The sequence below is a fragment of the Pseudomonas sp. ADPe genome (assembly GCF_014843515.1).
In the GTDB taxonomy this organism is placed as follows: Bacteria; Pseudomonadota; Gammaproteobacteria; order Pseudomonadales; family Pseudomonadaceae; genus Pseudomonas; species Pseudomonas citronellolis.
The window spans coordinates 3249644-3273980 of sequence record NZ_CP062122.1 but is presented as its reverse complement, the minus strand read 5'-3'; the positions used below and the strand labels follow the sequence as shown (position 1 = coordinate 3273980).

At 68.6% G+C, this 24337-nt stretch carries 24 protein-coding genes; 12 read left to right on the top strand and 12 right to left on the bottom strand.

The genetic code is table 11. The features are described 5' to 3' along the window. Positions 1-40: 40 nt before the first annotated feature. Together IG194_RS14930 and IG194_RS14925 are read right to left on the bottom strand one after the other, a co-directional pair. Positions 41-1414, bottom strand: coding sequence for a GTPase/DUF3482 domain-containing protein (locus tag IG194_RS14930; RefSeq protein WP_058488086.1), 1374 nt, complete (start codon positions 1412-1414; stop codon positions 41-43). Continuing rightward, positions 1407-2798, bottom strand: a complete 1392-nt coding sequence (locus IG194_RS14925; protein WP_058488085.1) for a DUF2868 domain-containing protein — start codon at positions 2796-2798, stop codon at positions 1407-1409. Before IG194_RS14925 ends, IG194_RS14930 begins: the two co-directional genes overlap by 8 nt. Positions 2799-2982: 184 nt before the next feature. On the opposite strand from IG194_RS14925, the gene IG194_RS14920 reads away from it, so the two are divergent. Genes IG194_RS14920 through IG194_RS14910 form a run of 3 tightly spaced genes read left to right on the top strand, consistent with a single transcriptional unit; the run spans position 2983 to position 5601 of the window. Further along, entirely contained in the window at positions 2983-4002 is a 1020-nt protein-coding gene (locus IG194_RS14920; RefSeq protein ID WP_058488084.1) for a hypothetical protein, read from the top strand. Continuing rightward, complete coding sequence (locus IG194_RS14915; RefSeq protein WP_058488083.1) at positions 3999-5060, top strand: hypothetical protein; 1062 nt, start codon at positions 3999-4001, stop codon at positions 5058-5060. Before IG194_RS14920 ends, IG194_RS14915 begins: the two co-directional genes overlap by 4 nt. A gap of 19 nt (positions 5061-5079) precedes the next feature. Then, positions 5080-5601 carry a dihydrofolate reductase gene (locus IG194_RS14910; RefSeq protein WP_058488082.1) on the top strand — a complete coding sequence of 174 codons (522 nt, stop codon included), beginning with the start codon at positions 5080-5082 and terminating at the stop codon, positions 5599-5601. Between the two features lie 187 nt (positions 5602-5788). Here IG194_RS14910 and lgt read toward each other — a convergent pair whose 3' ends face one another. Both lgt and IG194_RS14900 read right to left on the bottom strand, forming a co-directional pair. Continuing rightward, complete coding sequence (gene lgt, locus IG194_RS14905; RefSeq protein ID WP_058488081.1) at positions 5789-6622, bottom strand: prolipoprotein diacylglyceryl transferase; 834 nt, start codon at positions 6620-6622, stop codon at positions 5789-5791. 9 nt (positions 6623-6631) lie between these two features. Then, positions 6632-7420, bottom strand: coding sequence for a sulfite exporter TauE/SafE family protein (locus IG194_RS14900; protein ID WP_058488080.1), 789 nt, complete (start codon positions 7418-7420; stop codon positions 6632-6634). Positions 7421-7613: 193 nt separating this feature from the next. On the opposite strand from IG194_RS14900, the gene IG194_RS14895 reads away from it, so the two are divergent. Continuing rightward, complete coding sequence (locus tag IG194_RS14895; protein WP_043317480.1) at positions 7614-8366, top strand: NRDE family protein; 753 nt, start codon at positions 7614-7616, stop codon at positions 8364-8366. 287 nt (positions 8367-8653) lie between these two features. On the opposite strand, the gene IG194_RS14890 is transcribed toward IG194_RS14895, so the two are convergent. The 3 genes from IG194_RS14890 to IG194_RS14880 form a co-directional block, all read right to left on the bottom strand. Then, positions 8654-9676 carry a sensor domain-containing diguanylate cyclase gene (locus IG194_RS14890; protein ID WP_043268275.1) on the bottom strand — a complete coding sequence of 341 codons (1023 nt, stop codon included), beginning with the start codon at positions 9674-9676 and terminating at the stop codon, positions 8654-8656. 74 nt (positions 9677-9750) lie between these two features. Beyond that, a complete protein-coding gene (gene ptsP / locus IG194_RS14885) occupies positions 9751-12030 on the bottom strand; it encodes a phosphoenolpyruvate--protein phosphotransferase (protein WP_009613924.1) in 2280 nt (759 codons plus the stop codon). 21 nt (positions 12031-12051) lie between these two features. Then, on the bottom strand, positions 12052-12531 hold the full coding sequence (locus IG194_RS14880) for an RNA pyrophosphohydrolase (protein WP_009613927.1): 480 nt from the start codon (positions 12529-12531) through the stop codon (positions 12052-12054). A gap of 145 nt (positions 12532-12676) precedes the next feature. On the opposite strand from IG194_RS14880, the gene IG194_RS14875 reads away from it, so the two are divergent. Continuing rightward, positions 12677-13336, top strand: coding sequence for an HAD family hydrolase (locus IG194_RS14875; protein ID WP_058488079.1), 660 nt, complete (start codon positions 12677-12679; stop codon positions 13334-13336). A gap of 6 nt (positions 13337-13342) precedes the next feature. Here the strand turns inward: IG194_RS14875 and IG194_RS14870 are convergent, their stop codons facing one another. The 3 genes from IG194_RS14870 to ilvA all read right to left on the bottom strand — a co-directional run bounded on the left by IG194_RS14870 (position 13343) and on the right by ilvA (position 15959). After that, the gene (locus IG194_RS14870; protein WP_009613931.1) at positions 13343-13810 is read right to left on the bottom strand and encodes a DUF2269 family protein; all 468 of its coding nucleotides are present in this window, start codon (positions 13808-13810) and stop codon (positions 13343-13345) included. A gap of 22 nt (positions 13811-13832) precedes the next feature. After that, positions 13833-14300, bottom strand: coding sequence for a DUF2269 domain-containing protein (locus tag IG194_RS14865; protein WP_058488078.1), 468 nt, complete (start codon positions 14298-14300; stop codon positions 13833-13835). A 114-nt stretch (positions 14301-14414) separates the two neighbouring features. Then, entirely contained in the window at positions 14415-15959 is a 1545-nt protein-coding gene (ilvA, locus tag IG194_RS14860) for a threonine ammonia-lyase, biosynthetic (protein WP_263866496.1), read from the bottom strand. Positions 15960-16066: 107 nt separating this feature from the next. On the opposite strand from ilvA, the gene rpiA reads away from it, so the two are divergent. Together rpiA and IG194_RS14850 are read left to right on the top strand one after the other, a co-directional pair. Beyond that, on the top strand, positions 16067-16738 hold the full coding sequence (gene rpiA, locus IG194_RS14855; RefSeq protein WP_043317469.1) for a ribose-5-phosphate isomerase RpiA: 672 nt from the start codon (positions 16067-16069) through the stop codon (positions 16736-16738). Between the two features lie 74 nt (positions 16739-16812). Then, complete coding sequence (locus tag IG194_RS14850) at positions 16813-17145, top strand: YegP family protein (RefSeq protein WP_043268263.1); 333 nt, start codon at positions 16813-16815, stop codon at positions 17143-17145. A 6-nt stretch (positions 17146-17151) separates the two neighbouring features. Here IG194_RS14850 and IG194_RS14845 read toward each other — a convergent pair whose 3' ends face one another. Both IG194_RS14845 and IG194_RS14840 read right to left on the bottom strand, forming a co-directional pair. Continuing rightward, on the bottom strand, positions 17152-17880 hold the full coding sequence (locus IG194_RS14845) for a CatB-related O-acetyltransferase (RefSeq protein ID WP_058488077.1): 729 nt from the start codon (positions 17878-17880) through the stop codon (positions 17152-17154). A 50-nt stretch (positions 17881-17930) separates the two neighbouring features. Further along, positions 17931-18863, bottom strand: coding sequence for an SdiA-regulated domain-containing protein (locus tag IG194_RS14840; protein ID WP_009613941.1), 933 nt, complete (start codon positions 18861-18863; stop codon positions 17931-17933). A gap of 141 nt (positions 18864-19004) precedes the next feature. On the opposite strand from IG194_RS14840, the gene IG194_RS14835 reads away from it, so the two are divergent. The 5 genes from IG194_RS14835 (at position 19005) to IG194_RS14815 (ending at position 24256) form a co-directional block, all read left to right on the top strand. Continuing rightward, positions 19005-20021 (top strand): AraC family transcriptional regulator, encoded by a 1017-nt coding sequence (locus IG194_RS14835; RefSeq protein ID WP_058488076.1) that lies wholly within the window; start codon positions 19005-19007, stop codon positions 20019-20021. 396 nt (positions 20022-20417) lie between these two features. Continuing rightward, complete coding sequence (locus IG194_RS14830) at positions 20418-21467, top strand: ABC transporter ATP-binding protein (protein ID WP_058488075.1); 1050 nt, start codon at positions 20418-20420, stop codon at positions 21465-21467. Next, the gene (locus IG194_RS14825; RefSeq protein WP_058488074.1) at positions 21464-22378 is read left to right on the top strand and encodes an ABC transporter permease; all 915 of its coding nucleotides are present in this window, start codon (positions 21464-21466) and stop codon (positions 22376-22378) included. Before IG194_RS14830 ends, IG194_RS14825 begins: the two co-directional genes overlap by 4 nt. Continuing rightward, positions 22375-23163, top strand: coding sequence for an ABC transporter permease (locus tag IG194_RS14820; protein WP_009613945.1), 789 nt, complete (start codon positions 22375-22377; stop codon positions 23161-23163). The genes IG194_RS14825 and IG194_RS14820 overlap by 4 nt, the downstream gene beginning before the upstream one ends. Before the next feature lie 40 nt (positions 23164-23203). Beyond that, positions 23204-24256, top strand: coding sequence for an extracellular solute-binding protein (locus IG194_RS14815; protein ID WP_058488073.1), 1053 nt, complete (start codon positions 23204-23206; stop codon positions 24254-24256). Positions 24257-24337: the final 81 nt, after the last annotated feature.

Here is a 24337-nt window from a genome sequence, read left to right as displayed (position 1 = left end):
CGGAGGTGTAGCGGCGTATAACCGTTCGCGGTTATCCGCCCTAGGGTTCCAGCAGCTGTTGAGCCAAGGCGTCGATCTGTTCCTGGCGTTCGCTCTTGTCCACCCGTTTGCGGCCATTCAAGGTCGACCATTCCGGGTGCGCCCGCGCCTTGCGCAGCGCCTCGGGCAGCTTGCCCTCGCGCCATTGCTTGTCTTCCGGCGAAGCAACGCGGATCGCCTCCATGGCCGCATGGCCCCGCGCCTGCAATGCCGCCAGCAGCTGGCGCTGGCGCAGGGCGAGCAGGCGCAGCACGCTGTCGTCCACCGAGAGTTCGCGCTGGCCCTTGAGCTTGCCGAGCAGGCGCTGGCCGTAGTGGCCGACGGTCTGCCAGGCGCCGCCGGCCAGGGCGCCGAGGGCGGTGGCGGCGCCCAGGGTCAGGCCGCCCACCAGCAGGTCGATGCCCGCGCCAGCCGCGGCGCCGGCAGCCACCCCGCCGCCCAGGCGCACGCCGAGCTGGCGCAGGGTTTCGGGGTTGAACAGGTCGTCGCCCCAGCGCCCGTCCAGCAACGGCAGGTCGGCGGCGCGGGCGTCGTCCTTGCGGAAGGCGTAGAGGCGCAGCAGGGCCTGCACGCAGGCTTCCTCGCGCTTGCGCACGCGGTCGCGCAACACTTCGGTGGCCAGGCGGATGGCCTCGGCATCGCCCGGCACCAGGTCGCGGCAGGCGGCGACGTCCACCAGCAGCTCGGCGATCAGCTTGGCGCCGGCTTCGCGGCGTGCCACGGCCTGGGCCTCGTGGTCCCGGATCAGCCGTTCCAGCTGCGGGCGCGACTTCTCCAGCAGCAGCGCCAGGCTTTCGTAGAGCCGGCGTTCGCCGTCCAGCGGCGGCGCCACGCTGTCGAAGCGCACCAGCGCGTGCAGGCCCAGGCGCGACAGGGCCTCGCGCCACTGCTCCTCACGGTGGTTGGCGCTGGCGACGAAATTCAGCACCGGCAGCAGCGGCCGCGCACAGCCGGCGAGCACCGCCAACTCGTCGCGGTACTTGGCCAGCACCGGTTCGCGGGCGTCGATCACGTAGAGCCCGGCGTCGGAGGCCTGCAACTGGCGCAGCACCTTGGCCTCCTGCTCGAAGCGTCCGCGCGCCTCGCTGCCGTCGAGGAAGCGACGCAGCTTCTCCGGGCCGTCCAGGCGCTCGCCGGGGCGTTCCAGGGCGTCGAGAAAGTCGCGCAGGGCGATGGCGTCCTCCAGGCCCGGCGTGTCGTACAGCTCCAGCAGCGACTCGCCGTCCACCGACAGGCGCGCGCCCTCGACGTGGCGGGTGGTGCTGGGACGGTGCGAGACCTCGCCGAAGCCGACATCGCGGGTCAGGGTGCGCAGCAGCGAGGTCTTGCCGACGTTGGTGTGGCCGACCACGGCCAGCCTGAGGGGCTCAGTCATGTCCGCTCTCCAGCCAGGCCAGGGGCGATGCGCCGCTGTGCGGCAGGTTCAGTTTGTCGATGGCGGCATGCCAGTCGGCCAGGCGGTCGCTGTCCAGGCCGCTGCCCGCCGGCGGCTGCAGCAGCCAGACGCGGGTGGCGCCGGCGCAGCGCGACAGCTCGGCGATCAGCGCCAGGGTGCCGCGGTCCGGCGAGCGCCGCGGGTCGCAGGCGATGGCCAGGCGCGCCGGCGGGTAGCGGGTCAGCTGTTCCAGCAGACGGCGGCGTTGCGCGCCATCGTCCAGCACGCCGGCATCGGCCACGCCGGCCGGCAGCTTCGGCGGCCAGGGCTGGCTGTCGTCCAGTTCGATGGCCACCAGCAGGGCGCCGTCCGCGCTGGCGGCGGGGTTCTGCGCCTGCGGCTCGACCAGGCTGGCCGGCGCGGCATCGTTGACGCCCAGGCGCTCGCTGCTGGGCAGCAGGCGTTCGCGCAACAGGCTGTAGCCGGGCAGCGAGAGGTCCAGGCGCAACGCCGCGCGGCCGCGGCGCCAGCGCCACAGGCAGAAGGCCCAGAGCAGCAGGCGCGGCAGCAGGCCGTAGACCGCCAGGATGCCCACCAGCCAGCCGGCCCAGGCGTGGCGCGCCGCCTCGCTGGCCACCAGGGCGTCGCCGCTGGCGCGCACCAGGTCGCTGTCCGGCAGCGGGAAGCCCAGCAGCGAAGGCAGTGTGCCAAGGCCCTGGGTGAGGAAGACGAAGGTGTCGCCGCCGAGGATGGTGGTTTCCCAGACGAAGCCGTAGCGCCGCGTCGACAGCAACGCCAGCAGCACCACCATGGCCGCGCCCAGGGCCAGCAGCCATAGGCCGTGGACCAGCATGCCCAGCGCCCAGCGCGTCAGGCGCTGGCGGCCGAGCAGCACCAGCAGCGCCGGCGCCAGTTGCGCGGCGCGGGCATCGCGCGCCAGCTTGCCGCTCAGCCATAGCCAGAGACGGCCCAGGGCGCCGGCCGCCTCGCCGCCGCCAAGGGCGAAACCCGCGGCCCAGCCGAGCAGCATCAACAGGTCCAGGCCGAGCAGGCTGGCCAGGGCCCAGAACACGTTGACCGGGCGCTGGCCGTCGCCGAGGGCGGCCAGGGCCAGGCCGGCGCCGCTGAGCAGGGCGAGGAAGATCAGCAGGTAGAAGGCCAGTTGCGCGCCCTGTTTCCACAGGCGCAGGGCGCTGTCCAGCTCGTCGCGGCCGGCCAGCCACAGGGCGCGGTTCTCGATGCGCCGGGGCAGTTCGCCGCCGGCGGCGATGGCGCGGCGGTTGGCCTCGGCGTCCTCCAGCGGGCCGGCCTGCTCCTCGCGCAGGCGCACGGCTTCGCACAGCCACAGTCGGTCGAAGGCGGAAGGTGGGGCGCTATCGCTCACAGTGTCTCCGGCACGGGTTCCTGGGGCGCAAGCATAACCGCTGCGCCGCGCCGCGTCCGCCCGCCAGCTCTCCGGGGTAACGGTAACACCGGCGCCCGCCGACCGAACCAAGGAAGGGCTTACCCGGCGCGCCCACGGGTATAGGGTGCCAAAGCCAACCAGAACAACAACAACGAGGCCCGCCATGCCGCGCGTCCTGCCCTGCGCCCTGCTCCTACTGGCCGCCGCCCACGCGGCGGCCGTGGAAACGCCCCCGGTGCGCCCCTCCGACTGGGGCCCGGACACCCCACTGATGCAGGCGGTGCCGCCGCGCCAGCTGGACGACAAGGTCGGCCAGCGCGCCTCCGACAGCGACGAGTCTAAGCTGTGGATAAGCCATACCGACTTCCGCCTGCACGACGACATCGGCTTCTTCATCCGCCGCATGCTGATCCGCATGAGCTCCAACGGCCCCAAGGGCACGCCGCTGATGCTCGACGACCCCAGGGCCATGGTCGCGCGCATCCAGGCCGGCGACATCTTCGTCGCCGACGCCACCCTCGCCACCCTGCTAAACGCCGAACTGCGCAGCGCCGACGCGCCGGTGCGCAACCTGGTCCTGGCCACCCGCAAGGACGGCCAGGAAGTGCGTGGCGAGTTGCTGCGCAAGGGCCGCTGGCGGCCGCTGCGGATGCTCACCGGCATCGAGCAGGCCGGCCCGCTGAAGGTGGCGCTGGTGCCGCAACGCATCTTCGTCGACGGCGTGGACGTCACCCCTTCGCTGAGCGCCGCCTCCATCGAGATGTCAGAGGTGCTGCAACTGCACACCGCGCACATGCAACTGGTCGGCAACCGCATCCTGGTCGACCTCGACGGCCTGTTCCCGCCGCCGCGCCTGGAGTTCGCCGTGCGCAGCCTGAAGCTGGCCGACGGCGGCATGGACCTGCTGCTGGGCGAGGACCTGGCCAGCCTGCAATGGCCGCAGTTGCAGGCGCCGGAGAGCTACATGTTCATCCAGGGCGGCGACATCAAGATGGCCCGCACCATCCTGGTCAAGGCCTACGCCCTGTTCACCAGCCTCAGCCCCGGGCAGCCGCTGCTGTTCAACCTCTACGACTACCGCCGCCAGCTGCAGTACGGCGAGATCCGCCTGCGCCAGGACGGCATGGTGCACATCGCGGTGTCGCCGGTGAAGGCGCCGGCCCCGCAGGAGAAAGCCCTATGAAGCGCCTGCTGCCCCTGCTCCTCGCCCTGCCCCTGCTCGCCCAGGCGCAGAGCGCCATCGACCGCCAGCAGCAGGAACTGCAGCTGCTGCGCCAGGGCTGGTTCCAGCAGACGCCGCCGGACGCCGGGCACGCCGCCAGCCGCCCGGGCGGCGTACGCGATTCCGGCCAGGACGGCGTCGGCCTGCTGCTGCACAACGTGGACATGTACTTCGAGGGCGGCATCGGCTTCCACAGCCCGCAGCTCAAGGGCTGGCTGGTGCCGCTCAAGGCCGGCGCGCCGGTGGATTTCGACCGCCCGCAGGACATGCGCATCCAGGTCACCGAGGGCGAGGTGATCCTCGGCCCGCAGCAACTGGCCAGCCTTTTCAACGAGCGCATCCTGGCTTATCCACAGAGCATGCTGCGCAATTTCAGCATGAGCATCGACGGCGAGCGCCTGCGCGTCAGCGGCGAAGTACAGCCCCTGGGCATCGGCCCCTGGCTGCCGCTGCGCCTGGCCGGCAGCGTGCGCCTGGAGGGCGACGAGATCCTCTACCAGCCGGACCAGGTCAAGGTCCTCGGCGTGCCGGCCTACGGCGCCATGAGCCTGGTCGGCCTGCACCTGGATTCGCTGGTCGACCTGCAACGCCCCGGCGCCCTGCTGCGCGACAACGCCATGCGCCTGGACTACCACCAGGTGTTCCCGCTGGTGGGCATCGACGGCAAGGTCGACGCCGCCTGGCTCGATGCGCAGGGCCTGCACCTGCGCTTCGCCCGCCCGGCCGGCAGCCCGCCGCCGCGCTTCGAGCCGCCCAGCCTGGCCGGTCCTTCGTACATCTGGCTGCAATCGGGCGACCTGAAGATCTTCGAGATCCTCATCACCTACGCGCAGGTGCTGCTCAAGGCCGAGCAGCCCGGCCAGACGCTGGCGTTCAGCCTCAAGGACTACCGCAAGGTGCTGGCCACCGGCATCACCCAGGTCAACGAGGACGGCACCTTCTTCATGCGCGTGCCGCCCTACGCGAACGACGCGCCGGCCCAGCGGCTGGTATCCTCTGCCACCGATGGATCACCCTGAGCACATGACCGGAGCCACGATGCCCCAAGCCCCTTCCCGCCTGCCGCTGGCGATGATCGCCGCCCTCGCCGAGAACCGCGTGATCGGCATCGACAACCGCCTGCCCTGGCACCTGCCGGCCGACCTCAAGCACTTCAAGGCGCTGACCCTGGGCAAGCCGATCATCATGGGCCGCAAGACCTGGGACTCCCTCGGCCGCCCGCTGCCCGGCCGGCTAAACCTGGTGGTCAGCCGCCAGGCCGGCCTGCAGTTGGAAGGTGCGGAGGTCTTCACCTCGCTGGAAGCCGCGCTGCAGCGCGCCAACGCCTGGGCGCGGGAGGAGGAAGCCGAGGAGCTGATGCTGATCGGCGGCGCCCAGCTCTACGCCGAGGCCCTGCCCGTGGCCGAGCGCCTGTACCTGACCCGCGTGGCCCTGAGCCCGGCGGGCGACGCGCACTTCCCCGAGGTGGACGAAAGCCGCTGGCACCTGGCGTCCAGCATCGAGCATGAAGCCACGGCGGAAACACCGGCCTATGCCTTCGAGGTCTGGGACCGCGCCTGAGCGGCTCTTGGCTTGGCAGAAGCGAGCTTGCCCACTGCACCGAGGTGCTTTCCGTAGGATGGGTTGAGCTTGCGAAACCCATGCGGTCTCGGTGATGGGTATCGCTTCGCTCAACCCATCCTACGGGTGTCGCGTTTGCCGGAGGAGGCAGGCGGGCTTGCTCGCTTCTACGGCAAGCCGCCGTCCGTCAGGGGGTCGCCGGCTTCGCCGCCGCATGGCGGTAGGCCCAGACCATCAGGGCGATGCCGCCGAGGATCATCGGCACGCACAGCAGCTGGCCCATGGTCAGCCAGTCCCAGGCCAGGTAGCCCGGGCCGCCGTTGCCGCCGGCGCCCTGGTCGGCGTCGGGCAGGCGGAAGAACTCGACGAAGAAGCGGAAGCAGCCGTAGCAGAGGATGAACAGGCCCGACACCGAGGCGGTCGGCCGCGGCTTGCGCGAGAACATCCAGAGGATGGCGAACAGCACTATGCCTTCCAGGGCGAACTCGTACAGCTGCGACGGGTGGCGCGGCAGCTGCGCGGGGTCGCTGTAGGGCGGGAAGATCATCGCCCAGGGCACGTCGGTGGGCTTGCCCCACAGCTCGGCGTTGATGAAGTTGCCGATGCGCCCGGCGCCCAGGCCGATCGGCACCAGCGGGGCGATGAAGTCCATCAGCTGGAAGAAGCTCTTGCCGTTGCGCTTGCCGAACCACCAGGTGGCCAGCATCACGCCGATCAGCCCGCCGTGGAACGACATGCCGCCTTCCCAGACCTTGAACAGGTTCAGCGGGCTGGCCAGGTAGAAGTCCAGCTTGTAGAACAGCACGTAGCCCAGGCGCCCGCCGAGCACCACGCCGCAGGCGACCCAGAACACCAGGTCGGAGAGCTTCTCCTTGCTCCAGGTCGGGTCGAAGCGGTCGAGCCGGCGCGAGGCCAGCAGCCAGGCGCCGCCGATGCCGATCAGGTACATCAGCCCGTACCAGTGGATCTTCAGGGGGCCGAGCGACACCGCGACGGGGTCGATCTGTGGATAGGGCAGCATCGCTTACTCCTAGGGTTTGATCAGGAAACTCATGCCGATGCAGAACATCAGCAGAGCGAACAGGCGCTTGAGCACCTTGGCCGGCAGGCGGTGCGCCAGGCGCGCGCCGATGCGGGCGAAGAACATGCTGGTGACGGCGATGCCCACCAGCGCCGGTAGGTAGACGAAGCCGAGGCTCCACTGCGGCAGCTCGGGCCGGTGCCAGCCGACCATGATGAAAGAAATCGCCCCGGCGATGGCGATGGGCAGACCGCAGGCCGAGGACGTAGCCACCGCCTGCTGCATGGAGACGCCGCGCCAGGACAGGAAAGGCACGGTCAGCGAGCCGCCGCCGATGCCGAAGATCGCCGAGGCCCAGCCGATGAAGCCGCCGGCCGCGCCCAACCCGCCCTTGCCCGGCAGGCTGCCGCCGGCCTTGGGTTGCAGGCCCAGGGTCATCTGGATGGAGATGAGCACGGCGAAGACGCCGATGATCTTCTGCAGCACCGCTCCCTTGATGGCCGAGGCGGTCAGCGCGCCCAGGGCGCTGCCGACGACGATGCCCACGGTCATCCACAGGAACACCGGCCAGAGCACCGCGCCGCGGCGATGGTGTTCGAGGATGGAATTGACCGAGGTGAAGACGATGGTAGCCAGCGAGGTGCCCACCGCCATCTGCGTCAGCACCTCGACGGGAAAGCCATGGGCGGTGAAGCTGAACACCAGCACCGGGACGATGATCAGGCCACCGCCGACGCCGAACAACCCGGCCAGCACGCCCGCGCAGGCACCCAGCACCAGGTAGAGAAGGAACTCCATGGAGACCTCGGGTGGCAAAAGCGGCATGGTACCGAAAATGCGCCGGCGACGGCAGCCGCCCGCGGTGCAACAGGCCTTTCGGTACCAATATGAAAGAAATTTCATCGTGCGCCGTGCCCGGACGACGGCGGCTATTGAGTTGCCAACGCCAGTTACCTACCCTGCCAGGACCACCACCGCAGGGCCCTGCCCCATGTGCCTGATCGTCCTTGCCTGGCGCCCCGGACACGCCATGCCGCTGATAGTCGCGGCCAACCGCGACGAGTTCTATGCCCGCCCCACCCTGCCGCTGGCGGCGTGGGAGGATGCGCCGGGCGTCTATGCCGGGCGCGATCTGGAGGCCGGGGGTACCTGGATGGGGCTGGGGCCTGGCGGGCGCTTCGCGGCGCTGACCAACGTGCGTGATCCGAGCCAGCCGCTGGGGCCGCGCTCCCGTGGCGAGCTGGTGGCCGGTTTTCTGCGTGGCCGTCAGGCGCCGCTGGATTACCTGGCCGAGGTGCAGCGCCGCGCCGCCGAGTATTCGGGCTTCAACCTGCTGGTCGGCGATGCCCGTCAGCTCTGCTACTTCAACCCCCGTGATGGCGAGCCGCGGGAATTGCCGGCCGGGCTGCACGGGCTGTCCAACGCCTCGCTGGATACGCCCTGGCCCAAGCTGCTGCGTGCCCGCGCCGCGCTGGAGGAACACCTCGACGAAGCCGAGCCCGGGGCGCTGCTGGGGCTGCTCGGCGACCGTGAACGCCCCGACGACGAACGGCTGCCGGAAACCGGCGTCGGCCTGGCCACCGAGCGCCTGCTGTCCAGCGTGTTCATCGCCAGCGCCAACTACGGCACCCGCGCCAGCAGCGTGCTGCGCGTGCATGCCGATGGGCGCCGGGAGTTCATCGAGCGCAGCTTCGGGCCGGAGGGGGCCCATCTGGGCGAGGTGCGCCTGGAGCTCAACGCCTAGGGGAAGGTTGGTTTTGTAGGAGCGGACTCCGTCCGCGATGGTCAACCTACCGCGCCAATCCCATGTAGGAGCGCGCCCTGCGCGCGAAATCGCGGGCAGGGCCCGCTCCTACATCACGTCCGATGCGCGCTAGCACACCTCGATGGCATCGCGCAGCCCCGTAGGATGGGTTGAGCGAAGCGATACCCATCACCGCCACCGCATGGGTTTCGCAAGCTCAACCCATCCTACGAAAAGCACCTCGGCGCAGCCGGTAGGGCAATTGCGCCTACACCATGCAACGAGGCCTAGCACACCTCGATGGCATCGCGCAGGCGCTTGGCCCGGTAGAGGGCGTCGTCCAGGCGGCGCAGCAGGTTTTCCAGGGGTTCGGCGCGGCGCATACCGGCCAGGGCGAAGCTGGCGGTGAGCGGTTGTTCCAGCTCGGCGCAGGCCTCGCGGATGTGCAGGCGCAGGCGCTCGGCCAGGCGGCTGGCGGAGGCCAGCGGGGTGTTCGGCAGCAGCACGATGAATTCCTCGCCGCCCCAGCGGGCGAAGCAGTCTTCCTCGCGCAGGGTCCGGCGCACCGCCTGGGTCACCGCTACCAGCACGCGGTCGCCGACCGGGTGGCCGAAGAGGTCGTTGATACGCTTGAAGTGGTCGAGGTCGAACATCAGCAGGCTGACCGGCTGGTCGTGGCGCTGCAGGCGCTGCCATTCCTGCTGCAGGCTGCTTTCGAAGCGGCGCCGGTTGTAGATCTGCGTCAGCGGGTCGGTCTCGCTCAGGCGCACCGCCACCGCAGCCTGTTCGGCCAGGGCCAGGTTGGCCTGGCGCAGGGCCTCGGTGCGCTGTTCGACCAGTTGTTCCAGGTTGCGGTTGAGTTCGTGCAGCTCCTCGTTGCGCCGCTTGAGTTCCAGCTCGATTAGCTTGCGTTCGTGGATGTTGTGGTGGGCGCCGATCATCCGCGTGGCGCGGCCCTCGCCGTCGAATTCGACGAAACGGCCGTGATCCCTTATCCACAGGTACTCGCCGTTGGCGCAGAGGCAGCGGTATTCCTCGGCGTAGGCCGCCTGCCGGCCGTCCAGGTAGGCCTGGAAGCTGCGCATGACGCGGGGGAAGTCGTCCGGGTGGATCACCGAGTGCCAGGTGGCGACGTTTTCCGGCAGGCCATCGATGGGGTAGCCGAGCATGCGGTACCAACCGGGGCTGCGCTTGACGTCATTGCTGCGGATGTCCCAGTCCCAGATGCCGTCGCTGACGATCTCCAGGGCATAGCGGAGGGTCTTCTCGATGGCTTCGCGGTCGCCCGCGAGCGCTTGCTGCTCGTCCATAAGCCTTCTCCCGGCACTGCCGGTTGTACAGGGCCCCAGGGACGACTCAGCTCCGGGGAGTGCGGCGCTCCAGGTCAGCCCTGGACGGTCGCCGCGGGGTTGATCACCCGGCCGAGGCCGAGGTTGCGCAATGCCAGGTGCAGGGAACTGTGGATCACCTGCGGGTTGTCGAAAGTCATCAGCTGGCCGAGCAGTTCGCGGGCCTTGCCCAGGGTGATCTGGCGCAACAGCCATTTCACCTTCGGCAGGTTGGTGGCGTTCATCGACAGCGAGTCGAAGCCCATGGCCATCAGCAGCACCGCCGCCGCCGGGTCGCCGGCCATCTCGCCGCAGATGCTCACCGGCTTGCCTTCGAGGTGGGCGTCGTCGACCACCTTCTTCAGCGCCTGCAGCACCGCCGGGTGCAGGTAGTCGTAGAGGTCGGCCACCCGCGGGTTGTTGCGGTCCACCGCCAGCAGGTACTGGGTCAGGTCGTTGGAGCCGACCGAGAGGAAGTCCACCTGGCGCGCCAGTTCGCGGGTCTGGTACACCGCCGCGGGGATTTCCACCATCATGCCGATGGGCGGCATGGGGATGTCCACGCCTTCGTCGCGAATCTCGCCCCAGGCGCGGTGGATCAGGTGCAGCGCTTCTTCCAGCTCGTGGGTGCCGGAGATCATCGGCAGCAGGATGCGCAGGTTGTTCAGGCCCTCGCTGGCCTTGAGCATGGCGCGGGTCTGCACCAGGAAGATTTCCGGGTGGTCGAGGGTGACGCGGATGCCGCGCCAGCCGAGGAAGGGGTTGTCTTCCTTGATCGGGAAGTAGGACAGCGCCTTGTCGCCGCCGATGTCCAGGGTGCGCATGGTCACCGGCAGCGGGTGGAAGGCCGAGAGCTGCTCGCGGTAGATCGCCAGCTGCTCCTTTTCGCTGGGGAAACGGTCGTTGATCATGAACGGCACTTCCGTGCGGTACAGGCCAACGCCCTCGGCGCCGCGCTCCTGGGCGCGGGCCACGTCGGCCAGCAGGCCGGTGTTGACCCACAGCGGCATGCGGTGGCCGTCCAAAGTCTCGCAGGGCAGCTCGCGCAGAGCGGCCAGGCCCTTGCTCAGTTCCTTTTCTTCGGCGACCACTTCGCCGTACTGCTTGACCAGCTGCGGCGACGGGTTGGTGTAGATCTCGCCGTGGTAGCCGTCGACGATCAGGTCGATGCCGTCGACCTTGGAATACGGCAGGTCGACCGCGCCCATCACCGTGGGGATGCCCATGGCGCGGGCGAGAATGGCCACGTGGGAGTTGCCCGAGCCGAGCACCGAGATCAGCCCCACCAGCTTGCCTTCGGGCACCTCGCCGAGCATCGCCGGGGACAGTTCCTCGCTGACGATGATGGTCTGGTCCGGGTAGGTGAGGGTCTGCTTACGTTCTTCCTGCAGGTAGGCGAGGATGCGCCGGCCGATGTCCTTGACGTCGGAGGCGCGCTCGCGCAGGTAGGCGTCGTCCATCAGCTCGAAGCGTGCGACGTGTTCCATCACTACCTGGCGCAGGGCGCCCTGGGCCCACTGGCCGGAGCGGATGATGCGCTTGACCTCCTGGCCGATGGAGGCGTCGTCGAGCATCATCAGGTAGACGTCGAACAGCGCGCGCTCTTCCTTGCGCAGCTGGGTGGCCAGCTTGCTGGAGAGGTTGCGCATGTCTTCGCGCACGGCTTCCAGGGCCTGCTTGAACAGCTCGACCTCGGCCTCGACGTCGTCGATGGGCTTGTCCGGGACCACTTCCAGGTCGGCCGGCGGCAGCACCACCACGGCCTTGCCCACGGCCACGCCGGGGGCGCCGGGCACGCCGACGAACTTGGCTTCCTGGATGCCCTTGCCGAGCTTGCCCAGGCCGCGGATCGAACCGGTGGCCTCGGCGTGGGCGATGACCCCGGCCAGCTGCGCGCTCATGGTCACCAGGAAGGCTTCCTCGCCTTCGTCGAACTGGCGCTTTTCCTTCTGCTGCACCACCAGCACGCCCATCACCCGGCGGTGGTGGATGATCGGGGCGCCGAGGAAGGAGGCGTAGCGTTCCTCGCCGGTCTCGGCGAAGTAGCGGTAGCGCGGGTGCTCGGAGGCGTTCTCCAGGTTCAGCGGCTCCTCGCGGGTGCCGACCAGGCCCACCAGGCCCTCGTTGGGGGCCATGCTGACCTTGCCGATGGAGCGCTTGTTCAGGCCCTCGGTGGCCATCAGGACGAAGCGGTTGGTCTCGGCGTCGAGCAGGTAGACCGAGCACACCTGGGTGCCCATGGCTTCCTTGACCCGCTGCACGATGATGCCCAGCGCCGCCCTCAGGTCCTTGGCGGCGTTCACTTCCTGGACGATCTTGCGCAGCGTGTTGAGCATGCTCAGGGCCTTATCTCCTCTTCAGTCCCGCGCCAGAAGGCGCGGCGCCAGTTCCTTCAGGGCGCGCCGGTAGACCTCGCGCTTGAAGGTCACCACCTGCCCCAGGGGGTACCAGTAACTCACCCAGCGCCAGCCATCGAATTCCGGCTTGCCGGTCACATCCATGCGTACCCGGTTCTCGTCGCCGGTCAGGCGCAGCAGGAACCACTTCTGTTTCTGGCCGATGCACAGCGGCTGGCTGTTGGTGCGCACCAGACGCTGCGGCAGACGATAGCGCAACCAGCCGCGGGTGCAGGCGAGAATGCGCACATCCTGCTCCTCCAGGCCAACTTCCTCGTTCAACTCGCGGAACAGCGCCTCTTCAGGAGTTTCCCGGGCGTTGATGCCGCCCTGCGGGAACTGCCAGGCCTCCTGGTTGATGCGCCGAGCCCACAGAACCTGACCGGCCTCGTTGGAGAGGATGATGCCGACATTGGGGCGAAAACCATCGGGATCGATCACGGCGGTACATCCTCGAAAACGCGTGTGCCCGCATTGTTCCACAAAGCCTGTGACAGCGGCAACGCGAGGCTTGGCGCGCATGGGCAGGGCCGGCAAAAGCCGTTACTCTAGGCGACTTTTCCGCTTTCGCAATTAATGGTGAACCATGGCGCGTCTGGCCCTTTTCGACCTCGACAACACTCTGCTGGCCGGCGACAGCGACCACAGCTGGGGCGAGTGGCTGTGCCGGCGCGGCCTGGTCGACGCCGGCGAATACCAGGCGCGCAACGATGCCTTCTATGCCGACTACCAGGCCGGCACCCTGGACGTGTTCGCCTACCAGGCCTTCACCCAGGCGATCCTCGGCCGCAACAGCCTGGAGCAGCTGGCCACCTGGCATCGCCAGTTCATGCAGGAGGTCATCGAGCCGATCATCCTGCCCCGCGGCGAAGCCCTGCTGGCCGAGCACCGCGCCGCCGGCGACCGCCTGGTGATCATCACCGCCACCAACCGCTTCGTCACCGGCCCCATCGCCGAGCGCCTAGGCGTGGAAACGCTGATCGCCACCGAGTGCGAGATGCGCGACGGCCTCTACACCGGCCGCACCTTCGACGTGCCCTGCTTCCAGGGCGGCAAGGTGACCCGCCTGCAACGCTGGCTGCAGGAAACCGGCATGAGCCTGGACGGCAGCTACTTCTACAGCGACTCGCGCAACGACCTGCCGCTGCTGGAAGTGGTGGCCCACCCGGTGGCGGTCGACCCGGACGAAGTCCTGCGCGCCACCGCCCAGGAGCGCGGCTGGCCGGTGCTCAGCCTGCGCGACTGAGGCGCCTCACAGCGGCTTGTTGACCATCAGCCAGAAGATCGCCAGGAAGGCCAGGAATGCCGGCCAGCCCAGGGCGAACCACCAGCGCATATAGAAGAAGGCCCGCGGCGGCAAAGCGGTTCCCGCCGCCGTCGCCGCCTCGGCCAGGTCGCGCACGCGAATCTGCAGCCACACCACCGGCAGCCAGCAGAGCCCGGCGAACACGTACAGCCCCAGGCTCCACAGCAACCAGCCCTGGGCCAGCGGCCAGCCGGCCCAGTACGCCAGGCCCAGGCCGCTGAGCGGCTGGAACACGGCGCTGGTGGCGATGAACAGCCAGTCGGCGCTGACCAGGTGGCGGAAGGTCGTGGCGATGACCTGCAACTGCCCGCTGCGCCAGGCCCGCCAGGCGTAGTAGGCCGAGCCCAGGCCGGTGCCGAACAGCAGGGTGGCGGTCAGGATGTGCAGGGTCTTGAGCAGCAGGTAGGGACTCATCGGCGCTCCATCGCCATCGGATTCACAGTGGCTTGGCCAGCATCAGCGCCAGTATCGCCAGCCAGCTGAGCAGGGCCAGGGCGAAGAACGCCGCGCCGAAGCGCAGCTCGCGCACCACGCGCTCGGCCAGCGGCTCGCCGCTGTCGCGGGCGCTCAGCGCCAGGGCGCGGATGCGCCACAGGCGGCTGGTGAACAGCAGCCAGAAGATCGCCACCAGGATCAGCAGGCAGGCGCTGGCCAGCAGCCAGGTCTGCCCCAGCGGGAAGCCGGCGCGGTGGACCATCTGCCAGCCGGTCAGCGGCAGGCTGACGACGCTGCCGGCCACCAGCACCCAGGCCGCCAGGCCGATGCGCAGCAGCGCCTTGGCCAGCACGCCGGCATCCCCGCCGCGCCAGCTGCGCCAGCCGTACCAGGCGAGGCCGGCGATGGCCAGCAGCGGCACGGCCACGGCGACTCCGTGGAGGATCTTGAGGGTCTGGTAGGTTTCCATGCGGGCGGTCCCTGTCGCGATTCGTGGCTGTTCCCTCAGCCTAGCAGCGCTGCCGGCCGGCGGGTCGAACTGGGACAGCGGGCGCTGCCCCGGCGTTCCCCGCCGGCCGTGGCGTCAACCCAGGAACAGCTTGTACGCCGGGTTGTCGCTCTCGTCCCAGTATGGGTAGCCGATCTCTTCCAGCGCCTGCGCCACCAGGTGGCGCTCCTCCTCCGGCACCTGCAGGCCGGCGACCACGCGGCCGTCGGCGGCGCCGTGGTTGCGGTAGTGGAACATGGTGATGTTCCAGCGCCCGCCGAGCTTGTTGAGGAAGTTGAACAGCGCGCCGGGGCGCTCGGGGAACTCGAAGCGGAACACCTGCTCGTCGCTGACCCGCGGCGAGTGGCCGCCGACCATGTGGCGGATGTGCAGCTTGGCCAGTTCGTTGTCGGTCAGGTCCAGCACCGGGAAGCCCTGCTCGCGCAGCTGCTCGACCAGCACCGCGCGCGGGTCGCTGTCCGGGTGGGTCTGCACGCCGACGAAGATGTGCGCTTCGCTGTCGGTGTTGTAGCGGTAGTTGAACTCGGTGATCTGGCGCTTGCCGATGGCCTCGCAGAAGGCCTTGAAGCTGCCCGGGCGCTCGGGGATGGTCACGGCGATGATGGCTTCGCGCTTCTCGCCCAGCTCGGCGCGCTCGGCCACGTGGCGCAGGCGGTCGAAGTTGATGTTGGCGCCGGAGTCGATGGCCACCAGGGTCTGCCCGCGGGCGGCGTCGCGCTCGACGTACTTCTTGATCCCGGCCACCGCCAGGGCGCCGGCGGGCTCGGTGATGGAACGGGTGTCGTCGTAGATGTCCTTGATCGCCGCGCAGATTTCGTCGGTGCTGACAGTGATGACCTCGTCCACGTACCGCTTGCAGATGTCGAAGGTGTGCTGGCCGATCTGCGCCACCGCCACGCCGTCGGCGAACAGCCCGACCTGGCTCAGCACCACGCGCTCGCCAGCGGCCATGGCGGCCTGCAGGCAGTTGGAGTCGTCCGGCTCGACACCGATGACCTTCACCTCCGGGCGCAGGTACTTCACGTAGGCGGCGATGCCGGCGATCAGCCCGCCGCCGCCCACCGGCACGAAGATGGCGTCCAGGCGGCCCGGGTGCTGGCGGAGGATCTCCATGGCCACGGTGCCTTGCCCTGCGATCACGTCCGGATCGTCGTAGGGGTGGATGTAGACGTAGCCCTTCTCTTCCACCAGCTTCAGCGAATACGCCAGCGCCTCGGGGAAGGCGTCGCCGTGCAGCACCGCCTTGCCGCCGCGGGCGCGCACGCCCTGGACCTTCAGCTCGGGCGTGGTGCGCGGCATGACGATGGTCGCCTTCACCCCCAGCTCCTTCGCCGCCAGGGCCACGCCCTGGGCGTGGTTGCCGGCCGAGGCGGTGACCACCCCGCGCGCCAGTTCCTCGCGGCTCAGCTGCGCCAGCTTGTTGTAGGCGCCGCGGATCTTGAAGGAGAACACCGGCTGCAGGTCCTCGCGCTTGAGCAGCACCTGGTTGTCCAGGCGCTCGGAGAGGCGGCGGGCCGGTTGCAGGGGCGTTTCCTCGGCGACGTCGTAGACGCGCGAGGTGAGGATCTTCTTGACGTACTGTTCGAGCATCGGGGCGGGCTTCGCAGGGACGGGGCACAAAGCCGGCAGTCTACTCCAGTCGGCAGCCGCCGGGAGCGGCGAATCCACATTCGCCCGGCGGCCCCGCTATAATCCGCGCCCCAAGCCCCCTTTGCCGGAATCCCCAGATGAACCAGGACCAGCTCAAGCAGGCCGTGGCCCAGGCCGCCGTCGACCACATCCTCCCGCACCTCGACAGCAAGAGCATCGTCGGCGTCGGCACCGGCTCCACCGCCAACTTCTTCATCGACCTGCTGGCCAGGCACAAGGCCGAGTTCGACGGCGCCGTGGCCAGCTCCGAGGCCACCGCGCAGCGCCTGAAGGGCCACGGCATCCCGGTCTACGACCTGAACAGCGTCAGCGAGCTGGAGTTCTACGTCGACGGCGCCGACGAGAGCAACGAGCGCCTGGAGCTGATCAAGGGCGGCGGCGCTGCGCTGACCCGCGAGAAGATAGTCGCGGCCGTGGCCAAGCAGTTCGTCTGCATCGCCGACCAGAGCAAGCTGGTGCCCCTGCTCGGCGCCTTCCCGCTGCCGGTGGAAGTCATCCCCATGGCCCGCAGCCACGTGGCCCGCCAACTGGTCAAGCTGGGCGGCGACCCGGTCTACCGCGACGGCGTGCTGACCGACAACGGCAACATCATCCTCGACGTGCACAACCTGCGCATCGACAGCCCGGTGGCCCTGGAAGAGAAGATCAACAACATCGTCGGCGTGGTCACCGTGGGCCTGTTCGCCGCGCGCCCGGCCGACCTGCTGCTGCTCGGCACCGCCGAGGGCGTGAAGACGCTCAAGGCCTGACCTATTCGCGCCCATGGACGGGCGCCCGGCAACGGCTAGGCTTAGGCTGTTCGCGCAACGCGCCGGAGGCCGCCATGTCCGCAAAATACCATCTGAAGAAGGCCAGCGACGGCCAGTTCCATTTCACCCTGCACGCCAGCAACGGCGAGGTCGTGCTCAGCAGCGAGCTGTACCGGGCCAAGACCTCGGCCATCGAAGGCATCGAGTCGGTGCGCAGGAACTCGCAGCGCGACGGCGCCTTCGAGTTGAAGGAAGCGAGCAACGGCAAGCACTACTTCGTGCTCAAGGCCAGCAATGGCCAGGTGGTCGGGCAGAGCCAGATGTACGCCAGCAAGGCCAACGCCGAGAACGGCGTCGCCTCGGTGAAGCGCTACGCGCCGGACGCCGGGATCAGCGACGACAGCTGAGCCGCCTCAGTCGGCCAGCAGCGCCACGCCCCAGGGCTTGGAGTCGATCCGCAGGCGCCGCGGCCGTGGCGCGGCGGGCGGCGCCTGGCGCTCCAGCTGCGCCAGGCAGGCTTCGGGATCGTCCAGCGGCAACTCCCCCAGCACTTCCAGCGGCAGTTCCCACCAGCGGCTAGCCAGCAGGCGCTCGATCACTTCCGGCGGGAAGCGGTAGCGGATCACCCGCGCCGGCGTCCCGGCCACGATCGCGTAGGGCGGCACGTCCTTGTTGACCAGGGATTGCGCGCCTATCACCGCCCCCGTCCCCACCGTCAGGCCGTCGAGGATCAGCACGTCGCGGCCGATCCACACGTCATGGCCGATGGACGAGGGGCGCCGCGGCTCGTCGCGGAGGATCGGGCGGCCGATCAGCTTGGGGTTGGACGGGAAGTTGTGGGTGGTCAGCCAGTCCATCGGGTGCGAATGGCGGCCCTGACCGATCACCACGCCGGTGGCGATCGAGCAGTAGCGGCCGATCCGCGCCACGTCGAGAAACTCGCAGCCGCTGACGGCATCGGTGTGCGCGCCTATCTCCAGCTCGCGCGAGTAGATCTTCGCCTTGCCCAGCTTCACCCCCGGCTCCAGGGTCAGGCGCGCGCCGTCGCGCAGCGACTTGATCCCGCCGGCCAGGCGGCAGCCGTGTTCGCTCAGCGCCTTGTTCAGGCGGCGGTTGATCAGGGCTTCGCGGATGATGTTCAAGGTCGCTCCAGGGGCGGGACAACGGGTGGGGCGACAATGTAAGCCTTTTGTTACTCCGACTCCACGCCCGGCGCCTTGCGGAACACGTAGAACAGGTTGGGCTCGCTGACCAGGTACAGCGTGCCCGCCTCGTCCATGGCCAGGCCCTCGGCCTGCGGCACGCTGCGCTTGAGCCCCTGCATGCCACGCAGTAGCGACAGGCTACTGATGGGCTCGCCGTCGACGTCCAGCTCCAGCACCAGGCGCGACTCGTCCGACAGCGCCAGCAGGTGGCCGCTGCCCTCGTCGTACTGCAGGCTGGAAAGGTCGCGGACGAACAGCCGGCGGTCGCGCTTGAGGTCGTCCAGCACGTGCACGGCGAAAGGCTTGTCGGGCTGGGTGTGGGGGAAGCCGTGGACCTCGTAGATGCGCACCGGGTCGCGTTCCTTGGCGACGAACAGGCGCTGGCCGACCGAGTCGTAGGCCAGCCCCTCGAAGCCCTTGTTGCCCATCGGCCCCAGGCCCAGGGACAGCTGTTGCGCCTGTTCGGCATCCAGCTCGCGGGTGCCGTCGTCCAGGCGCACCTTGAACAGGCGCTGGCGGCGCTCGTCGCTGAGCACGTAGAGGCCGGGGCCGATGTATTCGATGGCCTCGGTGTCGCCGAAATCGTGCAGGGTGATCTTGCGCAGCACCTTGCCGTCCAGGGACAGCTCGACGATCTGCGCCGGCTGGTTGGTGACGGTGAACAGGCTGCGCCGCTCGGGATCGTAGGTCAGCGCCGAGACGTCGTCGTCCAGGCCCTCGATGGGCTGCGCCTCGATCTCCACGCGGTAGTCGGGCAGCCAGATCGAGCGTTCGCGCCAGTTTTCCGCATGGTGCCATTCGCGCACGGCGAACCAGGCGCGCTCGTAGACGCGGAACTGCTGGCCGAGCCAGGCCAGGGCGAGCAGGAGAAGGATCAGCAGCGCCGCCAGGCAGCGGCGCAAGGTGAGGAAACGGAACATCGCAGGTCCATGTCGATGGGGGCACGCCGTAATAGCACAAGGCCGCTGAAGCCAGGCTTAATCCCCGTGCAGGAAAATTCCTCAAGGCTAAAGTCAGGCTAGCGTAATCCCGTGTTCTCGCCGCCCCCGCAAGGAGTTCCGATGAGCGCCGTCCAGCTTCCCGAGCAGCGTACCCTGACCACCCTGCACACCGTGGTGCTGGCCACCGAGGTGCTGAGCCAGGCCGGCATCCCCCGCGGCCGGCTGCTGGAGGGCAGCGGCATCGCCGAGGCGGACCTGCTGACGCCGGAGAAATTCGTCAGCCACGCCCAGGAGCTGCGGGTATTCGCCAATGCCCTGAGCTGCTACCAGGACCCGGCTTTGGGCCTCTACCTGGGCCTGCGCATGCACGTTTCGGCCTACGGCATGCTCGGCTACAGCATGCTGGCCAGCCGCACCCTGCGCGACGCCCTGCAACTGGCCCTGGCCCATCCCGACCTGCTCGGCACCTACTTCCGCCTGGCCCTGCAGGACCACGGCGACGAGGTCTGGCTGAGCGCCGAGGGCTACCGCTACGCGCCGGAGCTGACGGTGTTCAACACCGAACTGTGCCTGACCTCGCTGCTCACCGTGGTGCGCGACCTGCTCGGCGAGTCGGTGCGTCCGCGGCGCCTGCTGCTGGCCTACCGCCCGCCGCTGCATGCCAGCACCTACAGCGAACGCCTGGGCTGCCCGGTGGAGTTCGGCGCCGCCACCAGCGCCCTGTGCCTGGGCCCGGCGCTGCTCGACCGCGCCCTGCCGCTGGCCGACCCGGTCAGCTGCCACAATGGCCTGCAGCAATGCCAGCGCCTGAGCGCGGCCATGAGCGGGCGCGACGACATCCTCGAACTGATCCGCCGCCACCTCGCCAACCACCTGCAGGAAGCCCGCGGCCTGGACGAGGTGGCGCGCCACCTGCACCGCTCCAGCCGCACCCTGCGCCGGCACCTGCAACAGCACAACACCAGCTACCAGCAGGTGCTGGACGAAGTGCGCTACGACAAGGCCCGGCAACTGCTCAAGGACACCGACCTGCCCATCTACCTGATCGCCGAACGGCTCGGCTACAGCGAGACGGCCAGCTTCCGCCATGCCTTCCAGCGCTGGAGCGGGGCGAGCCCGAGCCTGTATCGCGGTTGAGGCCGAGCCGGCCTGGCGGCCGGATCGCGGATGAGATCCGCTCCTATACCATCCTCAACACCCGTGCTCCTTGTAGGAGCGCGCCCTGCGGGCGAAATCGCGGGCAGGGCCCGCTCCTACAGGAGGGGTCGACGGTGGGTGCATCGTAGGAGCGGATCCCATCCGCGAAACGCGTCGGAACCTCCGGCTATCGCGAGCAAGCCCGCTCCTGCGAAGAGCCGGCCAGGCTGGTGAAAACGGCCCCTCAACTTGGCCTGATTTATCCCTTATTGGCCTGTTCTATCGTTCTGCCGCTGCGAAAAGGAGGGCCATTATCAAGCCGCAGCTAGGTGAAGCGGCCACCAGAGCCGTAAAACCGCAAACAATAACAACTGCTTAACTGCATGGTATTGAAGCATGACCAGCGCGATTGCCATCGAGCGAATCGGCATGGAATTCGGTACCCCCGGCCAAGGCCTCAAGGCCCTGGACGACGTGTCCCTGGACATCCGCGCCAACGAATTCTTCACCCTCCTCGGCCCCTCGGGCTGCGGCAAGACCACCCTCCTGCGGCTCATCGCCGGCTTCGAACAACCCACCTCCGGCAGCATCCGCCTCTACGGCGAGCCCATGCAGGGCCTCCCGCCCTTCCGCCGCCCGGTCAACACCGTGTTCCAGAGCTACGCCCTGTTCCCGCACATGACCGTGGCGCAGAACATCGCCTTCGGCCTGGAGATGCAGGGCAAGCCCAAGGCCGAGACCGAGGCCACGGTGAAGGCCATGCTCGAACTGGTGCGCCTGCCCGACGTCGGCTCGCGGCGCGCCGATCAGCTCTCCGGTGGCCAGCAGCAGCGCATCGCCCTGGCCCGCGCGCTGGCCAGCCGGCCCAAGGTGCTGCTGCTGGACGAGTCGCTCTCGGCGCTGGACCTGAAGCTGCGCAAGGAAATGCAGATCGAACTCAAGCGCCTGCAGCACGAGACCGGCATCACCTTCATCTTCGTCACCCACGACCAGGAAGAAGCCCTGACCATGTCCGACCGCATCGCGGTGATGAACAAGGGCCAGATCCTGCAGATCGGCACCCCCACCGAAATCTACGACGCCCCGGCCAACCGCTGGGTGGCCGACTTCATCGGCGAGACCAACTTCCTCGAGGCCGAGGCCAACGGCGACGGCGTAGTGCTCGCCGACGGCCAGCGCCTGGCCGCCGCCACCACGCTGCCGGGCAAGGTGACCCTGGCGATCCGCCCGGAACGCACCGAGCTGGCCCAGGACGGCGAATTGGAAGGCGTGGTGGAAACCGTGGTCTACGTCGGCACCGACACCGTCTACCACCTGAAGGTCGCCGGCGCCCCCGGCTTCCGCGTGCGCCAGCAGAACCGCCAGGGCGCGGTGGGCGCGCACCAGCCCGGCGCGCGGGTGCGCGTGCGGGTGCCCGGCGACGCCATCCGGGTGCTGGCCGAATGAGCACGCTGCGCCTGCAAGCCGAGCGCAAGAGCCTGCGCGCCCGGCTGGCGCTGACCACCCCGGCGATGCTGGTGCTGCTGGTGTTCCTGGTGCTGCCGCTGGGCATCATGTTCGCCGTGTCGGTCCAGGCCCCCGGCGACTACGGCGGCGTGAAGTGGGGCCAGCACACCCTGGAGGCGTACATCAACTTCCTCTGGGAACGCGACCTGGACGACGCCCTGGTGTTCAACACCGACTACCTGGGCATCTTCCAGCGCTCCTTCTGGCTGTCCATCCTGACCACCGCCGGCTGCCTGCTGATCGGCTTCCCCACCGCGCTGTACCTGGCGCTGCAGGACGAGCGCCGGCGCAACATGCTGCTGTTCCTGGTCACGGTGCCGTTCTGGACCAACCTGCTGGTGCGCGTTTACGCCTGGATACTGCTGCTGCGCAACGGCGGGCTGATAGACGAGGGCCTGCACAAGCTGGGCTTCAGCGAGGCCGCCATCGGCCTGCTGTACACCGACAACGCGGTGATCATCGGCCTGCTCTACACCTACCTGCCGTTCATGGTGCTGCCCATCTACACCAGCCTGGAGAAGATGGACTGGCGCCTGGTGGAGGCCGCCTTCGACCTCGGCGCCAACCGCTGGAAGGCGCTCAAGCGGATCATCATCCCGCTGGCGATGCCCGGCATCGTCGCCGGCTGCATCCTGGTGTTCATCCCCTCGCTGGGCAACTACATCATTCCCGAGCTGCTCGGCGGCGGTAAGTCGCTGATGATCGGCAACCTGATCCAGCTGCAGTTCGGCACGGCGCACAACTGGCCGTTCGGCGCGGCGCTGTCCTTCGCCCTGCTCGCCTTCGTCCTCGCCGCCATGCTGGTCTACAGCATGCGCTTCAGGCAGGGCGCCGCTGGAGGTCACCCATGAATTCGCTGAACCCGCTGTGGCGCTTCGCCGGCGTGCGCCCGGCCGCCTGGCTGTTCTTCGCCTTCCTCTACGTACCGATCCTGGTGCTGGTGGTGCTGAGCTTCAACAGCGGCCAGTCGGCGACCCTCTGGGAAAGCTTCAGCTTCAAGTGGTACGCGGTGGTGGCCAACGACCCGGAGATCGTCCGCGCGGCGAAGAACTCGCTGATAGTGGCCAGCCTGGCCACGGTCTTCGCCACCCTGCTGGCCACCCTGGCGGCGCTGGGCATGCGCGGCCGCGCCTTCCGCGGGCAGAGCCTGATGAACGGCGTGCTCGGCCTGCCGCTGCTGGTGCCGGAGATAGTAGTGGCGGTGGCCACGCTGATGTTCTTCGCCTTCATCGGCCTGAAGCTGTCGCTGTTCACCATCCTCATCGCCCACGTGGTGTTCTGCATCCCCTTCGCCTACCTGCCGATCCGCGCCCGCCTGGAGGGCATGGACCCGCGCCTGGCGGAAGCCGCGGCGGACCTCTACGCCTCGCCGTGGAAGGCCTTCTGGAAGGTGACCTGCCCGCTGCTGATGCCCGGCATCCTCTCCGGGGCGATGCTGGCGTTCATCATCTCGATGGACGACTTCGTCATCACCTACTTCGTCGCCGGCGCCGGCGCCACCACCCTGCCGGTGTACATCTTCAGTTCCATAAGAATGGGGATATCGCCGAAGATCAACGCGATCTCGTCGATCATCCTGCTGATTTCCATCGCGTTCGTTGCGTTGTCGTACTACGTCGGCCAGCGCCGGCGTTGACTGCCTCCCGATAAAAACCATTCGCACAGGAGCTTCACCGATGACCATCCGCCGCCTTCCCCTGGCCCTCAAGGCCGCCGCCCTGGCGGGCCTGACCCTGGCCAGCCAGGCCCACGCCGACGGCACACTGCACTTCGCCAACTGGTCGGACTACTTCCCGCCGGAGCTGCTGAAGAAGTTCGAGAAGGACACCGGCATCCACGCCACCCTCGACTCCTACGACAGCAACGAGACGCTGCTGGCCAAGCTCAAGGCCGGCGGCGGCGCCTACGACGTGGTGGTGCCCTCGGACAGCTTCATCGAGATCTTCGTCAAGGAAGGCCTGCTGCAGAAGCTGGACAAGTCGCAGCTGCCGAACCTGGCCAACCTCAAGGACAAGTTCAAGACGCTCAGCTACGACCCCGGCCACGACTATACCGTGCCCTACCTGTGGGGCAGCACCGGCTACAGCTACGACAGCGCCAAGGCCCCGGGCGGCAAGTTCGACGAGAGCTGGAAGCCGTTCTTCGAGCCGCCGGAGGCGTTCAAGGGCAAGGTGGTGGCGCTCAACTCCATCGAGGAGCTGTGGGCCCCGGCCACCTACTACCTCGGCGTGAACGAGTGCACCGAGGACCCGAAGGAGGCCGAGAAGGTTCTCGACCTGCTGCTCAAGCAGAAGCCGCTGCTGGCCATGTACAACAGCGACGGCACCATCGAGCGCATGGCCGCTGGCGAGGTGTACATGCACCAGCAGTGGAACGGCGCCTACCACCGCGCCCACGCCCAGCGCGCCAGCCTGGTCTACGTCTATCCGAAGGAAGGCGTGCGCCTGTTCATCGATAACCTGGCCATTCCCAAGGACGCCACCAACATCAAGGAAGCCCACGTCTTCCTCAACTGGATGATGCAGCCGGAGAACATCGCCGCCGCCTCCAACTTCGCCAAGTACAACAACGCCATCACCGGTTCCGAGAAGTTCATGGACAAGGAGCTGTTCGACGACCCGGCGATCAACACCCCGGAAGACAAGATCGACCGCCTGAAGCCCTTCCAGCTGTGTTCGCCGAAGTCCCTGTCGTTGCGCGCCAAGGTCTGGACCAAGCTGAAGAAATGACCGGCCGGTCCGGCGGCGGGACGGGCGCCCGCCGCCGGGCCTGACAGTCAATTTGGCCACTTCGATCCCTTTTTGACCCTT

What these genes read in the sequence shown, in the direction of transcription:
- IG194_RS14915 (WP_058488083.1), top strand. Translation starts at nt 3,999, where the DNA reads ATGAAGCGCCTGCTGCCCCTGCTCCTCGCCCTGCCCCTGCTCGCCCAG.
- IG194_RS14820 (WP_009613945.1), top strand. Translation starts at nt 22,375, where the DNA reads ATGAATTCGCTGAACCCGCTGTGGCGCTTCGCCGGCGTGCGCCCGGCC.
- IG194_RS14910 (WP_058488082.1), top strand. Translation starts at nt 5,080, where the DNA reads ATGCCCCAAGCCCCTTCCCGCCTGCCGCTGGCGATGATCGCCGCCCTC.
- IG194_RS14930 (WP_058488086.1), bottom strand. Translation starts at nt 1,414, where the DNA reads ATGACTGAGCCCCTCAGGCTGGCCGTGGTCGGCCACACCAACGTCGGC.
- IG194_RS14890 (WP_043268275.1), bottom strand. Translation starts at nt 9,676, where the DNA reads ATGGACGAGCAGCAAGCGCTCGCGGGCGACCGCGAAGCCATCGAGAAG.
- IG194_RS14830 (WP_058488075.1), top strand. Translation starts at nt 20,418, where the DNA reads ATGACCAGCGCGATTGCCATCGAGCGAATCGGCATGGAATTCGGTACC.
- IG194_RS14850 (WP_043268263.1), top strand. Translation starts at nt 16,813, where the DNA reads ATGTCCGCAAAATACCATCTGAAGAAGGCCAGCGACGGCCAGTTCCAT.
- IG194_RS14920 (WP_058488084.1), top strand. Translation starts at nt 2,983, where the DNA reads ATGCCGCGCGTCCTGCCCTGCGCCCTGCTCCTACTGGCCGCCGCCCAC.
- IG194_RS14870 (WP_009613931.1), bottom strand. Translation starts at nt 13,810, where the DNA reads ATGAGTCCCTACCTGCTGCTCAAGACCCTGCACATCCTGACCGCCACC.
- rpiA (WP_043317469.1), top strand. Translation starts at nt 16,067, where the DNA reads ATGAACCAGGACCAGCTCAAGCAGGCCGTGGCCCAGGCCGCCGTCGAC.
- IG194_RS14875 (WP_058488079.1), top strand. Translation starts at nt 12,677, where the DNA reads ATGGCGCGTCTGGCCCTTTTCGACCTCGACAACACTCTGCTGGCCGGC.
- ptsP (WP_009613924.1), bottom strand. Translation starts at nt 12,030, where the DNA reads ATGCTCAACACGCTGCGCAAGATCGTCCAGGAAGTGAACGCCGCCAAG.
- IG194_RS14840 (WP_009613941.1), bottom strand. Translation starts at nt 18,863, where the DNA reads ATGTTCCGTTTCCTCACCTTGCGCCGCTGCCTGGCGGCGCTGCTGATC.
- IG194_RS14835 (WP_058488076.1), top strand. Translation starts at nt 19,005, where the DNA reads ATGAGCGCCGTCCAGCTTCCCGAGCAGCGTACCCTGACCACCCTGCAC.
- IG194_RS14815 (WP_058488073.1), top strand. Translation starts at nt 23,204, where the DNA reads ATGACCATCCGCCGCCTTCCCCTGGCCCTCAAGGCCGCCGCCCTGGCG.
- lgt (WP_058488081.1), bottom strand. Translation starts at nt 6,622, where the DNA reads ATGCTGCCCTATCCACAGATCGACCCCGTCGCGGTGTCGCTCGGCCCC.
- IG194_RS14895 (WP_043317480.1), top strand. Translation starts at nt 7,614, where the DNA reads ATGTGCCTGATCGTCCTTGCCTGGCGCCCCGGACACGCCATGCCGCTG.
- IG194_RS14825 (WP_058488074.1), top strand. Translation starts at nt 21,464, where the DNA reads ATGAGCACGCTGCGCCTGCAAGCCGAGCGCAAGAGCCTGCGCGCCCGG.
- IG194_RS14900 (WP_058488080.1), bottom strand. Translation starts at nt 7,420, where the DNA reads ATGGAGTTCCTTCTCTACCTGGTGCTGGGTGCCTGCGCGGGCGTGCTG.
- IG194_RS14865 (WP_058488078.1), bottom strand. Translation starts at nt 14,300, where the DNA reads ATGGAAACCTACCAGACCCTCAAGATCCTCCACGGAGTCGCCGTGGCC.